We start from the raw sequence: 14,624 nt of genomic DNA on the forward strand, positions 1-14,624 counted from the left end.
GCTTTTGATGTTCGGCGGGTGAAGATCAGCCTCTAAAGCCTGTCGCCACAACAAATTTCTCCGAACTGTCAGCCCGTGAGGAGGGCGGCTTTACATTGGCGACGGATTTGAATTTCTGCTTCAGCAGCTTTTGCAGTTCGCCTTCGGCACCACCGGCCAGAACCTTGGCGACAAAGGTGCCGCCTTCCTCGAGTACATCAAAGGCGAAATAGGCAGCGGTCTCGCAGAGAGACATAATCCGCAGGTGGTCCGTCTGCTTGTGCCCCGAACTGGAGGCCGCCATGTCCGACATCACCACATCCGCCTGACCGCCTAACCATTCCTTGACCTGATCGTCCGCGCCTTCGTCCATAAAGTCGAGCTGATGGAACTCGGCGCCTGCAAGTGGTTCGACCTCTTGCAGGTCAATGCCGATGAAACGTCCAATGGCTTTGCCGGATTTCTCGCCCAGCGCATTGATGCGCGGCACCGCCACCTGTGCCCAACCGCCCGGCGCACAGCCCAGATCAACAACCCGGGCCCCGGGCACAAGAAAGCGGTATTTGTCGTCGAGTTCCATGATCTTGAACGCCGCGCGTCCGCGATAGCCCTCGGCCTGCGCCCGTTTGACATATGGATCATTGAGCTGCCGCTGCAGCCAGCGGGTCGAGCTCAGTCGGCGCCCACGCGCGGTCTTGACCTTGACGGTCAGATCCCGCTGGCCCCGGCCAGAGGTGTTCTTTCCTGTTGGTTTCTTCGCCATGGTCATTCCTCTTACACGTCGTGCGCCACCTCAAAGGCGCGGCTTTGGGGCTATAACCGAGTTTTGCCGGCGCAGAAAGGGGCCTCAGAAAGGGCCGTCCTCCAACACGCCATCGGCGCTCATCTGCGCGTACAAAAGCCCCTCACGCAGGCCCCGGTCTGCCACCGACAAGCGATCGGTGGGCCAGCAGCGCAACAGCGCCTGCAGGATCGCGGCACCGGACATAATAAGCGCTTGTCGATCTTCGCCGATACGAGGATCGCGACGGCGGCCTTGCGGGCCGAGTTCGAGGTAGCCGCGGATCACCTTGTCGATCTGATCGGATGTCATCCGCAGCCCATCGACCTTGGTGCGGTCATAGCGCTTAAGCCCCAGGTGTGAGGCCGCCACGGTGGTCACGGTGCCGGAGGTGCCGACGATCTGGAACCCCTCGCGCGCCTGTTCGTCCTTGTAGGGGGCAAAATCGGCCAGATGTTCCTCGAAGAACCAGCTCATCAGGGCAAAGCGGGCGGCATCGTCCTCCACGTCGTTGAACTGGTCCCGCAGGGTTGCAACGCCCAGCGGCACCGAAATCCAATCCACCACTTTGGCGGCGGGAAAGGGGCTCTCGACGGTGTGAAATCCGGCATGCAGCCGCATGATCGCCGACGGGCGGTCGCGGCGCGGTACAGAGGAAATATCGATCCAGACCAGTTCAGTCGAGCCGCCCCCGATGTCGACCACCAAGAGCTGTTCGGTTTTCGTCGATACAAGCGGCGCGCAGGAAATCACGGCAAGACGCGCTTCTTCCTCGGGCTGGATGATGTCCATGGAGAGGCCGGTCTCGCGCTTGATCTGGCGCATGAAGTCGCGCCCGTTCTTTGCGCGCCGACAGGCTTCGGTCGCAACAAGCCGCATGCGTTTTACGCGATTGCGATTGATTTTCTGCTGACAGATGCGCAGCGCCTGAATGGTGCGCGCCATGGAAGAGCGCGACAAACGCCCAGTCTTTTCAAGGCCGGAGCCGAGCTGCACCGACTTTGAAAAACTGTCCACCACATGGAAGCCGCTGCCCTTGGGTTGGGCAATCAGCATCCTGCAACTGTTGGTGCCAAGATCCAGCGCTGCATAGAGCGCATCCGGATCTGGCCGGGCCGGTACAGGGGTCTCAACCGCTCTGGGAAACGCTCCTGTACCTTTGGAACGCCTGGGCGCCATGAATCACGCCCTCCGATTATCGTGTTGAATTTACAGTACGTCCGCAGGGGGCTCTCCGCAAGGGACTGTATCGGCGCGCAGCCAGGAAAGCCGATTCAAAAACCAGACTCACCCTCGCCCAGAGCGGTGTTGCCAGCAGCGGACACAAATGCGTGCAAAGGTCGCAAACGTCGCTCCTCCCATCTTTGTTGTCGAAATCCGACGCACCCGACCTTTGGCGGCGGACTAGAAACGCAGTACGACAGACGGATCTGAAAGGAACGGCAATGCCAGACGTCACCATCGTTTATTGGCGCGACATCCCGGCCCAGGTCATTGTGGGCAAGGGGCGACGGGGTGCGAAACGCCAGCTTGAAGAGCGCTTTGAGCAGGCGATTGATCGCGCCGCAATGAAGGTGAACGCCAAGGATAGCGACGCCTATCTCGCGGAATGGCGCAAAGCCGCACCTTTCAGCGTGGAGGGTGAGCCTGGTGATATTGCCGAAGCAGAGGCCACGCGTCTGGAGCAGGAATACGATCAGGACCGCCTCAAGGCCTTGATCGCAAACGATGGCTGGGCATGACAGCCCTCAACGCATTATGGGAGGCCGCCATGGCTTTGCTGAACTTCAAAAAACGTGCGGCTGACACAGAGATCACCGTGAACCCGGACGTGGAGGCCTTTCTGCAGGGCTATTCCATCGAGGTGATGCCGCGCACCGCGCAAAAGGTCGAGGACTTCCGCGAGCTTCTGCCCGCCGGCACCCGAGTCTATATTGCCCACATTGAGGGCACCCCGATCGAGGATATGATCGCCACAGCCAAACGCCTGAATGACGAAGGCTACCCGGTGATGCCGCATTTCCCGGCCCGCATCATCAAGGATGAGGCAACGCTTGCCGATTGGATTGCGCGCTATCAGGGTGAGGCGGATGTCAAACAGGCCCTGCTGCTGGCCGGTGGCGTGGCGCAGCCTCATGGTGCCTTTGACAGCTCCATGCAGCTTTTGGAGACCGGCCTCTTCGACAAGGCAGGGTTCACCAACCTGCATGTGGCGGGCCACCCCGAGGGCAACAAGGATATTGATCCCGACGGCTCCATGAAAAACGTCTCCGAAGCGCTTCAGTGGAAACAGAAATTTTCCGAGCGGACCGACGCGAAAATGGCGCTGGCAACCCAGTTTGCATTTGAGGCAAAGCCGATCATCGCCTGGGCGAACGGCCTGAAAGACGCGGCCGTTGACCTGCCGATCCATATCGGGATCGCGGGGCCTGCCAAGCTGCAGACGCTCATTAAATTCGCCATTGCCTGCGGTGTGGGACCGTCGCTCAAGGTGCTTCAGAAACGCGCCATGGATGTCACCAAGCTGATGCTGCCCTATGAGCCCAACGAGGTTGTGGCTGAGCTTGCGGCCTACAAGGCGGCAAACCCCGATTTCAACATCACCAATGTTCACTTCTTCCCGCTCGGCGGCATCAAAACCAACGCCACCTGGGCCATCAACAATGGCGGCGAGTCCACTCGCCCCGCCAAACAGCAAGGATAAACCATGACCCGTACTGTCGTAGAATCAAAAACAAAAACTGCTGTTCTGGGCTTTGATGAACCCTTCTGCGTGATCGGCGAGCGCATCAACCCCACCGGCCGCAAGAAACTGGCGGCGGAGCTGGAAGCGGGCGATTTCTCGACCGTGGAAAAGGACGCATTGGCGCAGGTGATGGCCGGGGCCAACATCCTCGATATCAATGCAGGTGTTGTCTACAATTCCAACCCGAACCCGAATGAGACCGAGCCGCCCTTGATGACCAAGATCGTCGAGCTGGTGCAGGGCCTTGTCGATATTCCGCTTTGCATCGACTCTTCTGTGCCCGGCGCGCTGGAAGCAGGTCTTGCCGCAGCCGAAGGTCGCCCGCTGCTGAACTCCGTCACCGGTGAAGAAGACCGCCTGGAGCTGGTTCTGCCGCTGGTCAAGAAGTACAATGTTCCGGTTGTGGCGATCTCCAACGACGACACCGGGATCTCCGAAGACCCCGATGTGCGCTTTGCAGTGGCCAAGAAGATCGTGGAACGCGCGGCCGATTTTGGCATCCCGGCGCATGACATCGTGGTGGACCCTCTGGTGATGCCCATCGGTGCGATGGCCACCGCAGGTCAGCAGGTCTTTGCTCTGGTGCGCCGCCTGCGTGAAGAGCTTGGCGTGAACACCACTTGCGGTGCCTCCAACGTCTCCTTCGGTCTGCCGAACCGTCATGGCATCAACAACGCTTTCCTGCCGATGGCAATGGGGGCGGGCATGACCTCTGCGATCATGAACCCGGTGGCCCTGCCGGTGACGCAGAAGGCGATTGCCGAAAAGAAAGAGCAAGTCGCTGCCGCGGGAATCATCCTGCCCGAGGGCATGGATGACGAGACTTTCGTGACGATGTTTGGCCTTGGCTCCACAAAGCCGCGCGCCGGCAAGGAAATGGAAGCGATCCGCGCTGCGAACCTGCTGACCAACAACGATCCGCATGGCGGCGATTGGATCAAGTTCAACAAGGCGCCGTCCTCTGAGGCCGAGGGCGAAGGCCGCGGGCGTCGCGGTGGCGGTCGCCGTCGTCGCGCGTGAGAAACGCCTTATAATTACCTGACAATATTTAAAAAGCCGGGCGCAGCGCTCGGCTTTTTGCATTTGGTCCGCTTGGGCAAACGCATCATGCGCCCTCAGAGCTTGCGTGTGAATGCGCCGCAAAATCTGCCGCAAGCCATAACTCCGGCACACCGCATTCCTGCAATAAATTTCAGTTTGCAGGATTTTTTTCGCGATGATTGATCCAAGGGATTTTTCCTCTCTAAATCAGAGTTGTGCAAAACATTGCATCAAGCGAAATTTATTGCAGTCCGGCGGGAGGAGACGCCGTGCGGCAAGGTGAAAGACCACAAGGGAGGAAAACTTATGGTCAATTTCAAACAGGTGGCCGTCTGCGCCGCAGCGTCCATGACCACGGTTCCCGGAGCCGCTCTGGCGGAGGCGGGAACGCTCAAATGCGAGCCGGGTGAAACCTATATCATGAATGTGATGGTCTCGAGCCATCCTTATTGGGTGCCAGTCTATCAGGGCTTCAAGCAGGCTGCAGAGGCTTTTGGTTGCGAGACCGTGTTCTCCGGCACGCCTGATTATGACATCACCAAGCAGATTGCGTCCTTTGAGCAGGATATGGTGAAGGCACCCGCAGGCATTCTGTTGCATCCGATGCAGTCTGACCCCTTCATCGAGCCCATCAACCGCGCCATCGATAACGGCACCGAAATCGTGACCTTTGCGGCGGACTCGCCCAATTCCAAGCGCTCTGGCTATATCACCTCCGACAATATGGCGGAGGCCAAGTTTGCCGCCGAGGAATTTGTCAAAGAACTGGGCGAGAGCTTTGAGTTTGCAGTGCTCGAGAACCCGGGTCAGTCCAACCACGACCTGCGCGTCACCGCATTCCTGTCTTACATGGAAGAGCATTATCCGGAGGCCAAGCTGGTGGGGCGTCAGGCCACCAACCAGGACAGCAACGCGGCCTATCGCGCCACCGCGTCGATCATACAGGCCAATCCGGACCTGAAGGCCCTGTGGATCCCAGAGGCAGGATCGGCAGAGGGCGCCGTCGCGGCCAAGCTCGAGGCGCAGTCCGATGTGATGGTGATGCATGCCGATATCACCCCGACCACGCTTGAGCACATCAAGGCGGGCAACATCCATGCGGCTTTGAACCCGAACCAGGGCATGCAGGGCTTTATGGGGTTCATGGGGGTCTTCCTCGCAGCAAAATCCGAGGTGTTTGATCCGTTCAACGACTACAAGGTCTCTGGCTACAACCCGGTGCAGATCCCGTTTGTTGACAATGGCTTTGCCGTGATCACGCAAGAGAACGCCGACAGCTTTGATCTCAACGCCTATATGGCCGGTCGCGATCCCAGCTGATCCGGACATCGCGGATGTGGCTGCCCGGTGAGGGGCCGGGCAGCCCACAGATCAATTTTCCAGAAGAGACGGGCGAGCGATATGACAGGCGACGTGATCCTGCAAATTTCGAACCTCACGAAGTCCTTTGGGCCGGTAAAGGCGCTAAAGGGCGTGGATTTCGAACTCCGCCGTGGCGAGATCCACGCAATCGCCGGAGAGAACGGCGCCGGGAAGTCCACGTTGATGAACATCATCGACGGTATTTTGCAGCCCGACAGCGGTGAAATCCGGCTCGATGGCACCCCTGTCGAAATTCCGTCTCCGGCAGCGGCGCAAAAGATGGGGATCGGCTTTGTGCATCAGGAGATCGCACTCTGTCCGGATGTCTCGGTCGCTGAAAACATCTTTATGGCTGCGACCAATTCAAGCCGGTCTTTTCTGATGGATTACAAAGGGATCGAAGCCAAAGCGCGCGAAGTTTTTGCGCAGTTGTCGAGCATTGATCCCTCTGTGCTCGTCCGGGACCTTTCGATTTCGAACCAGCAGCTTGTGGAGATCGCCAAGGCGCTGACGCTGGACTGCCGGGTGTTGATCCTGGATGAGCCAACGGCAGCGCTGACCGAGGCGGAGGCGCAGGTGCTGTTCAAGATCATGCGGCGGCTGGCGGATCAGGGGATTTCGTTGATTTATATCTCGCATCGTATGGTCGAGATCTTTGACAATTGCGACCGGGTCTCGGTGTTTCGCGATGGCCGCTATGTGACGACACAGGATGTCGCCAAAATCACGCCTGCAGATGTGGTCCGGGCCATGGTGGGGCGCGAAATTGGCGATCTCTATCCCGAAAAACAACGTCCCGAGGCCTGCAGCACGACCGAGGTCCTCCGGGTTGAAAACCTTTGTGAGGCCGAGCGGTTTCACGATGTGTCCTTTTCGCTGCATAAGGGCGAGATCCTGGGCTTTGCCGGGTTGATCGGTGCAGGGCGCAGCGAGATCGCCAAAGGGGTCTGCGCGCTTGAAGGTCAGGTGACTGGCAGGCTCTGGCTCAATGGAGAGCCGCTGGCGCTGCGCGACTATCAGGACAGCATTGATGCGGGGATTGTGTATCTCTCCGAGGATCGCAAAGGCGACGGCGTGTTTCTGGATATGTCCATCGCCAGCAATGTTTCGGCGCTGAAGGTCGAACAGGTGGCCAGCGCCCTCGGGTTGATCCAGCCTGGCAGGGAAATAGAGCAGGCGGACCGACTTGGGCGCAAGCTCAACCTCAAATGCGGCACGCTGCAGGATCCGGTTTCGTCGCTTTCGGGCGGCAATCAACAAAAGGTAGCACTGGCCAAGATGCTCTCGGTCAACCCGCGACTGATCTTTCTGGATGAGCCGACGCGTGGCGTTGACGTTGGCGCAAAGGCCGAAATCTACCGCATCCTGCGGGATTTGGCCGAGGAGGGCGCAGGCATTGTGGTTATTTCATCCGAGCTGCCAGAACTGATCGGTCTGTGTGATCGCGTGCTGGTGATCCACGAAGGGTGTCTGAGCGGTGAAGTGAGTGGCCCGGACATGACAGAAGAAAACATCATGCACCTTGCCTCGGGCACTCAGCAAGGCACGGGTGCAGCGTCGGTTGCGGCGCAATGAAGGGGGAGACAATGGAGCAATCTGTGAACATCGCACTGGCCGAAACATCGAGGGGAAAATCGCTTTTGGGGCGGCTCTTGCGGATGCGCGAAACGGGCCTCATTCTGATTATCCTGGCGCTTTTCATCGGCATGTCCTTTGCCTCGCCCTATTTTCTGACATGGGTCAATATTCGCGCCATGACCATGGCCTTTGCCGTCGAAGGCATCGTGGTTGTGGGCATGACGGTTTTGCTGATTTCTGGCGGCATCGACCTTTCGGTGGGGTCGGTCACGGCTCTGTCGGGGGTGATCGCGGGCTGGCTGTTCCTGCAGGGGATTGACCCCTGGGTGGCCGCAGCGATTGCGATTTTTGCCTGTACCGCCATCGGGTCGTTCATGGGGTTCTTTACCACGCGGATCGGGCTGCACCATTTTATCGTGTCGCTTGCCGTCATGGTGATTGCACGCGGGATCTGTCTTTTGGCGACGGGCGGGCGGCCCATCGGGCTCTATACGCTGCCGCCAGAGTTCAAATTCATCGGGCAGGGCACCATTGGTCCCATTCCGGTTGTGATCATCCTCTTTGTTGTGGTGGTGATCGCCGCGGATTTCATGCTGCGCCGCACCACCATGTTCCGCAAGGTGTTCTACACCGGCTCCAACGAGAAGGCCGCCGCCTATTCCGGCATCCGCACCAAGAAGGTGGTGTTTTTGACCACGACGCTTTGCTCTGCGCTTTGTGGGTTCGCCGGGATCATCTACATGGCGCGCTTCGGGTCTGCGCAGCCGACCTTTGGACTCGGGATGGAACTGAACGTCATCGCCGCTGCGGTGATCGGCGGTGCGAGCCTCAACGGCGGCTCGGGATCCATCTTTGGCGCGATCCTTGGGACGGTGCTGTTGTCGGTGGTGTCGTCTTCGCTCGCGCTCTTGGATGTGTCGGTCTACTGGCAGGACATCATCCGGGGGTCGATCCTTCTGGCGGCGGTGACAATCGACCACTTCCTCAACAAGAAGCGGGGCTGAGGGGGATATGGTTGAGCACAGACAAGGGTTCGAAACCGTCCGCCAGATCCACACTGTTTTGGTCCTTCATTTTATCGAGGGCAAGAAACAGTCGGAGATCGCGACCGAACTGAACCTCTCCACATCCAAGGTGAACCGGCTGATCTCTCAGGGGCGCAAGCTGGGCATGCTGAAGATCGAGATCGAGAGCCCGTTTCAGCGGCTCATGGACATTGAGGAGGCCGTCACCCGCTTTGCCAATCTCGGCAGCGCCGTTGTGACGCCGACCGTGGAGGGCAGCGAAAAAGCGACGCTGCAGCAGGTTGGCCGCGCTGCGGCTAGCCACCTGACCGAGACGCTGCGCGATGGCGATGTCATTGCGATTACCGGTGGCAAGGCGGTGAGCGCCCTGGTCGATGGACTTGATGTGGAGCGGCAATGGGACGTGACCGTTGTGCCGCTCACAGGGGGGGTGCAGGGCAAATATTTCACCGACGTTAACCACCTCGCCACCCGGTTGGCTGAACGTCTGGGGGGCAAGACCATGCTGCTGCATGCGCCGCTCTTTGCCGAAAGCAAGGCCCAGCGCGACATGCTGATGGATATTTCCTCCATCAAGGAAGTGCTCGATCTGGCCCGTCGCGCCAATGTGGCGCTTGTGGGGATCGGCTCCGTGCAGCCAGCGGAATCAAGCTATTACGACCTCCACCCGGTGCCGGAAGCCGATCGCAAGATGCTTGTGGGCACCGGTGTTGTGGGCGAGTTCATGGGCCATCTGATCCGCGACAATGGTGCGGTGGCCAATTTCGCCCTTAACTCGCGCCTCGTGGCCCTGTCGCCACAGGAACTGGGCCAATGTGAGCGCGTGATCGGGATCGCGGCGGGCGCCAGCAAGGTGCGCCCCATCGAGGCGGCGCTTGAAGGCGGGTTTCTGAGCTCGCTCATCGTTGACGAAGACACGGCCGCAGAAGTGCTGCAGAAATATGAAGGAACTGAATATGTCGCATGAAATGCTGAAACGTGAGATCGGCCGCTCCGGGATCGAGGCTTCGGCCATCGGGCTTGGCACCTGGGCCATTGGCGGCTGGATGTGGGGTGGCACGGATGAGGCGCGCTCGATCGCCGCTATTCAGGCCTCGATTGAGGCCGGAGTGAGCCTCATCGACACCGCGCCCGCCTATGGTCAGGGCGTCGCCGAGGAGATCGTCGGCAAGGCCATCAAGGACCGTCGCGACAAGGTGGTGCTGGCCACGAAATGCGGGCTCGTCTGGCACACGCAAAAGGGCAATCACTTCTTTGATTACGACGGCGCGCCGGTGCATCGCTATCTTGGCAAGGATGCGATCATCTATGAGGTCGAACAAAGCCTCACGCGTCTCGGCACCGATTACATCGATCACTACATCACCCATTGGCAGGATCCCACGACGCCGATTGCCGAAACGATGGAGGCGCTGGAGCAGCTGAAAACACAGGGCAAAATCCGCTCGATTGGTGCCAGCAATACCACGCCTTTGGACGTGCGTGCCTATCTCGAGGCGGGACAGCTTGATGCGGTTCAAGAAGAATATTCGATGGTGAACCGCGCGGTTGAGGCCGAGATGGCGCCGCTCTGTCATGAAAACGGGGTGTCCATCCTCAGCTATTCCTCGCTCGCGCTGGGGCTTCTGACCGGCAAGATCGGCCCCGACCGGGTGTTTGAAGGCGACGATCAGCGCAAGGACAACCCACGGTTTTCAATTGCCAATCGCGAAAAAGTGGCCCGCTTGATGGAGGCCATCGCGCACATTGCCGAAGTACACGGTGCCACCAAGGCCCAGGTGGTGATCGCCTGGACGCTGCAGCAGCCGGGGATAACCTTCTCGCTCTGCGGGGCGCGCGATGCGACACAAGCAGTTGAAAACGCCAAGGCGGGTCTGCTGCGTCTCAGCGCGGATGACATTGCCCGGATAAGCGGTGCCGCCAGCACGCATCTCAGCGACCTCGACGGCTGATTCACAGGCCCTGACGCCACCACATGACATGCACAAAACGCTGCGACGACCTCGTCAGCGCACGGAGAAGATATGCCCGATCAACGAGTGAAAAACTGGCAAAGCCTGTCTGGTGACGGGGCCTTTGACGTCGTGGTCGTGGGCGGTGGCGTCAATGGGATCGGCACCTACCGGGAGTTGGCGTTGCAGGGATTGCGCGTTCTTCTGGTCGAGCGGGGCGATTTTGCCAGCGGCTGTAGTGCGGCGCCGTCGCGGATGATCCATGGCGGCCTGCGATATCTGGAGAATGGCGAGTTCGACCTGGTGCGCGAGAGCCTGCAGGAGCGCGATGCGCTGTTGGTGAACGCGCCGCATTTTGTGCATCCGCTGCCGACGGTTATCCCCGTGACCTCGCTGTTTTCCGGTCTGTTCAACGCGGCGGCGTCCTTTTGGGGGCTGAGCAGCAAACCAGCGCCGCGTGGTGCGGTGCCGATCAAGCTGGGACTGAGCCTTTATGACTGGGTAAGCCGCAAACGCCGCCTGATGCCAAGGCACAGCTTTCAGGGACGCCGCGCCACCCGCCGCGACTGGCCCGAGCTGATGGAGGAGGCGCGGGGCACCGCGACCTACCATGATGCCTGGATCGGGTTTCCAGAGCGTCTCTGTATCGAAATGCTTCAGGATGTGGCGCGGGTGGCGCCGGGCTGTGTCGCGCTCAATTATTGCGAGATCGCAGCGGAGACCGGCGGGTTCAGTGTGACCTGCCAGCGCAGCGGTCAGACCGCAGAGATACGGCCCCGGCTCATTGTCAACGCCACGGGAGCCTGGCTGGATGAAACCGTGGCGCAGCTCGGCGGGACGGCGCCGCGGATGGTGGAGGGCACCAAGGGCTCGCATCTGATTTTGGATCACCCGGAGCTTTTTGCCGCGCTCAAGGGCAATATGGTCTTCTTTGAAAACGATGACGGGCGGGTCTGTATCGTGTTTCCGTTTCACGATCGGGTGCTGGCGGGCTCGACCGATATACGGGTGGCGCGCACCGGACGCGTGCGCTGCGAGCCGGAGGAGACCGACTATATCCTCGGTGCGCTCGCGAAAGTGTTTCCGGGGCTGCAGATTGACGCCAGTCAGATCGTGTTCAGCTATTCCGGAATCCGGCCCTTGCCGCAGAGCGACCAGGATTTTACCGGCCGGATTTCGCGCGGCCACGACATTCGCAAACTGGAGGGCAGGGTGCCCCAGCTCTGCATGATCGGTGGCAAATGGACCACCTTTCGCGCTTTTGCGCAGCAGACGGCAGATGCAGCGCTCGGGGAGCTTCGGCACGGTCGGCGCGTTGATACGCTGGATCTGGCGATTGGGGGCGGGGCGAAGTTTGAAGGGCGAGAAGCCCAGATCCTGCAGGAGCTTTGCAAGGTACAAAACCTCAGCCACGCCCGCGCCGGTCATCTCTTGCAGCGCTACGGCAGCCATGCCCCCAAGGTCGCAATCGCCTGTGGTCGCGAGGACCGCCCGCTGGCCGCAGGGACGCTCTATTCCGAGGGCGAGATCCTGCACCTTATCCGAAGCGAGTTTGTCGAAACCCTATCGGATCTGGCCCTTCGGCGCACGGATCTGGCGATCTCTGGCGTGCTCTCGATGCAGATCATCGAGGCGCTGGCGGCGCTGATGGCGCAGGAAACGGGTCTCTCGCCTGATCTCATCACGGCTCAGAAACAGGATCTGATTGCAGAGCTGAGCACCTATCACGGCGTAACCGCCGCAACTCTTGAACGTCGAAATACCGAAAGGAATGCCCAATGCGCATGAGCATGAAAGCCCGCATGAACCGGATGTTTAGCAACGGTGGTTGTCTGGACGTGGCCATCGACCATGGTGTCTGCAACGAACCGAGCTTCATGGTTGGTCTTGAAGACATGCCAGCGGTGATGAACACGCTGATTGACGCCCGCCCCGATGCCATCCAATGCGCCTATGGTCAGGCGGACCTCTTGCAGAGCCGCCCGGAAAAAGACAAACCGGCGTTGGTGATGCGCATTGATATGGGCAATCCCTATAACGATCAGCGCCACCGCGTGATGTGGTCAATGCTGCAAAACGCCGAAGAGCCCATCATCGGCGCCCTTGAGATGGATGCGGCGGCGGTGGTGGTGAACCTCTTCATGCTGCCCGATGAACCGGAACTCTTTCGCCAATGCGTCGAGAATATCTCTCGGGTGCGGGCGTCCTGTGAAAAATACGGCATGCCACTGATGATCGAGCCCTTGGTGATGCTGCCCAATGATGTGCGCGGTGGCTATCAGGTGGACGGGGATGCGGAAAAGATCGTGACGCTGACCCGTCTTGCCAGCGAAATGGGGGCCGACATCATCAAGGCCGATCCCACCGACGACCCAGAAGAGTTTTATCGCGTGGTCGAGGCGGCGCGCGTGCCGGTTCTCGTGCGGGGCGGCGGCAAGGACGATCTGCGCGCCGTGTTGAACAAATCCGCCGCTTTGATGCGTCAGGGTGCAAAAGGCATGGTCTATGGCCGCAACATCTATCAGCATGAGAACCCAAAAGCCGTGGTCAATGCCTTGATGGCCATGATCCACTCTGGCGCGGATGGTGAAGAAGCATGGGACATTTATAACCGTGGGTGAGGAACAGACATATCTCTTGGGTCTGGATGCGGGCAATACGGTCATCAAAGCCGTGTTGTTCGATCAAGACGGGCGGCAAGTGGCGATGCAGGCGCTCGATGGGCAGACCGCGACCCCAGCACCGGGCCATGTGGAGCGCGACCTGGGCGAATTGTGGCAGAACGCGGGTCAGGTGATCCGGGGCTGCATCGAAGAGGCTGGCATCTCCGCCCGCCAGATCGCTGGCGTTGGGTGCGCGGGGCATGGCAACGGGCTCTATGCGCTGGATAAATCTGGCGCGCCTTTGATTGGCATTCAGTCGCTTGATACCCGCGCCGCAGAGCTAGCGGAAGACCTATCCGAGACCCATGGCTCCGACCTGCACAAGATCTGCCTGCAGAAACCCTGGCCGTCGCAGACGCCGGTGTTGCTCGCCTGGGTCAAGCGACATCAGCCCGAGATCTATGACCGGATCGGAACGGTGTTGCTCTGCAAGGATTTCATCACCCATCAGCTGACGGGTATAAAGGTGAGTGACATCTCCGATATGTCCGGCTGTGGTCTGACGCGGATGCCAGCCTGCCGTTATGATGCTGAATTGATGCGCCTCTACGGGCTTCAGGATGCGCTTTCGATGCTGCCCGCGCTTGTGGAACCTGCCGAGATCGCGGGTCATGTGACCGCCGCTGCTGCCGCGCAGACCGGTCTCATCGAGGGGACGCCGGTGATTGGCGGCTACTTTGACGTGATCTCTTCGGCGCTGGGGTCCGGTGTCTGTCGCGCGGGGGAGGCATCAATCATCGCCGGAACCTGGTCGGTCAATCAGGTCTTTTCGCCAGAGCCGGTGTTGGACTCTTCGGTGTTCATGGCGTCCGGTTTTGCGCCGGGGCGCTTTGTGAACATCGACTCCTCGGCCACATCGGCGGTCAACCTCGAATGGTATGTGCGCGAACTGGTCGAGCGCGGCGCCCATGTCGATGATCCCTTTGGCCAATGCAACAATTTGGTGGCCGAGGTAACGCCCGCGCCGGATGATCCGATCTGCCAGCCCTTTCTCTACGGGTCGGGGCAGGGCGCTCAGTTCCGGGGCGGCTATTTTGGTCTTGCGGGCTGGCACGGCGAGGGCCACCTGCTGCGCGCGCTTTTTGAGGGCGTCGTATTCGAGCACCGCCGCCATATCGAGGTGCTGCGCGGGGCGGGGCTCGACTTTGACACAGCGGTGCTGTCGGGGGGCGGCTCGCGCAGCCCGCATTGGCCGCAGATCTTTGCCGATTGCCTTGATCGCAAGATCCGTGTTTCCGAGGCCAAGGAAACAGGCGCATTGGGAGCCGCCATCGGCGTCGCGGTGGCCGTGGGGCTGGCCGAGGACTATGAGAGCGCCGTGGCGCGGATGACCCGTACCAAGGCCGAGTTCACCCCAAACCCATTGATGAGACGGCATTACGACCAGCGCTACGCGCTCTACTCGGAGCTCAACGCGACTCTGCAGCCGCTTTGGGCACGATTGGGCGCCATGCAGACCGGCCAATGTGATGAGAATGGATCATAAGAGGAGGCCGC

The 14,624-nt window shown here is 60.1% G+C and carries 13 protein-coding genes; 11 read left to right on the forward strand and 2 right to left on the reverse strand.

What is annotated here, in order from left to right; all coding sequences use genetic code 11:
• Positions 1–25: 25 nt before the first annotated feature.
• Both TM1040_RS10245 and TM1040_RS10250 read right to left on the reverse strand, forming a co-directional pair.
• Positions 26–742, reverse strand: coding sequence for an RlmE family RNA methyltransferase (locus tag TM1040_RS10245; protein WP_011538522.1), 717 nt, complete (start codon positions 740–742; stop codon positions 26–28).
• Positions 743–826: 84 nt separating this feature from the next.
• Positions 827–1,939, reverse strand: a complete 1,113-nt coding sequence (locus TM1040_RS10250; RefSeq protein ID WP_011538523.1) for a Ppx/GppA phosphatase family protein — start codon at positions 1,937–1,939, stop codon at positions 827–829.
• 266 nt (positions 1,940–2,205) lie between these two features.
• Between TM1040_RS10250 and TM1040_RS10255 the strand changes: the two genes are divergently transcribed.
• The 11 genes from TM1040_RS10255 (at position 2,206) to TM1040_RS10305 (ending at position 14,613) form a co-directional block, all read left to right on the forward strand.
• The gene (locus TM1040_RS10255) at positions 2,206–2,502 is read left to right on the forward strand and encodes a virulence factor (RefSeq protein ID WP_011538524.1); all 297 of its coding nucleotides are present in this window, start codon (positions 2,206–2,208) and stop codon (positions 2,500–2,502) included.
• Between the two features lie 29 nt (positions 2,503–2,531).
• Positions 2,532–3,464 carry a methylenetetrahydrofolate reductase gene (locus TM1040_RS10260; protein ID WP_011538525.1) on the forward strand — a complete coding sequence of 311 codons (933 nt, stop codon included), beginning with the start codon at positions 2,532–2,534 and terminating at the stop codon, positions 3,462–3,464.
• A gap of 3 nt (positions 3,465–3,467) precedes the next feature.
• Positions 3,468–4,526 carry a methyltetrahydrofolate--corrinoid methyltransferase gene (locus TM1040_RS10265; RefSeq protein WP_011538526.1) on the forward strand — a complete coding sequence of 353 codons (1,059 nt, stop codon included), beginning with the start codon at positions 3,468–3,470 and terminating at the stop codon, positions 4,524–4,526.
• A 327-nt stretch (positions 4,527–4,853) separates the two neighbouring features.
• Complete coding sequence (locus TM1040_RS10270) at positions 4,854–5,867, forward strand: substrate-binding domain-containing protein (RefSeq protein WP_011538527.1); 1,014 nt, start codon at positions 4,854–4,856, stop codon at positions 5,865–5,867.
• A gap of 81 nt (positions 5,868–5,948) precedes the next feature.
• A complete protein-coding gene (locus TM1040_RS10275; RefSeq protein WP_011538528.1) occupies positions 5,949–7,484 on the forward strand; it encodes a sugar ABC transporter ATP-binding protein in 1,536 nt (511 codons plus the stop codon).
• Between the two features lie 11 nt (positions 7,485–7,495).
• Positions 7,496–8,491, forward strand: a complete 996-nt coding sequence (locus TM1040_RS10280) for an ABC transporter permease (RefSeq protein ID WP_011538529.1) — start codon at positions 7,496–7,498, stop codon at positions 8,489–8,491.
• Positions 8,492–8,498: 7 nt separating this feature from the next.
• Positions 8,499–9,479: a sugar-binding transcriptional regulator gene (locus tag TM1040_RS10285; RefSeq protein ID WP_011538530.1), complete on the forward strand. Its 981-nt coding sequence runs from the start codon at positions 8,499–8,501 to the stop codon at positions 9,477–9,479.
• Positions 9,469–10,464, forward strand: coding sequence for an aldo/keto reductase (locus TM1040_RS10290; protein ID WP_011538531.1), 996 nt, complete (start codon positions 9,469–9,471; stop codon positions 10,462–10,464). The genes TM1040_RS10285 and TM1040_RS10290 overlap by 11 nt, the downstream gene beginning before the upstream one ends.
• 72 nt (positions 10,465–10,536) lie before the next feature.
• Complete coding sequence (locus TM1040_RS10295; RefSeq protein ID WP_011538532.1) at positions 10,537–12,252, forward strand: glycerol-3-phosphate dehydrogenase/oxidase; 1,716 nt, start codon at positions 10,537–10,539, stop codon at positions 12,250–12,252.
• A complete protein-coding gene (locus TM1040_RS10300) occupies positions 12,249–13,085 on the forward strand; it encodes a class I fructose-bisphosphate aldolase (protein WP_011538533.1) in 837 nt (278 codons plus the stop codon). The genes TM1040_RS10295 and TM1040_RS10300 overlap by 4 nt, the downstream gene beginning before the upstream one ends.
• Positions 13,078–14,613 carry an FGGY-family carbohydrate kinase gene (locus tag TM1040_RS10305; protein WP_254658871.1) on the forward strand — a complete coding sequence of 512 codons (1,536 nt, stop codon included), beginning with the start codon at positions 13,078–13,080 and terminating at the stop codon, positions 14,611–14,613. The genes TM1040_RS10300 and TM1040_RS10305 overlap by 8 nt, the downstream gene beginning before the upstream one ends.
• Positions 14,614–14,624 lie beyond the last annotated feature (11 nt).

The organism is Ruegeria sp. TM1040, from assembly GCF_000014065.1.
Classification (GTDB): Bacteria; Pseudomonadota; Alphaproteobacteria; order Rhodobacterales; family Rhodobacteraceae; genus Epibacterium.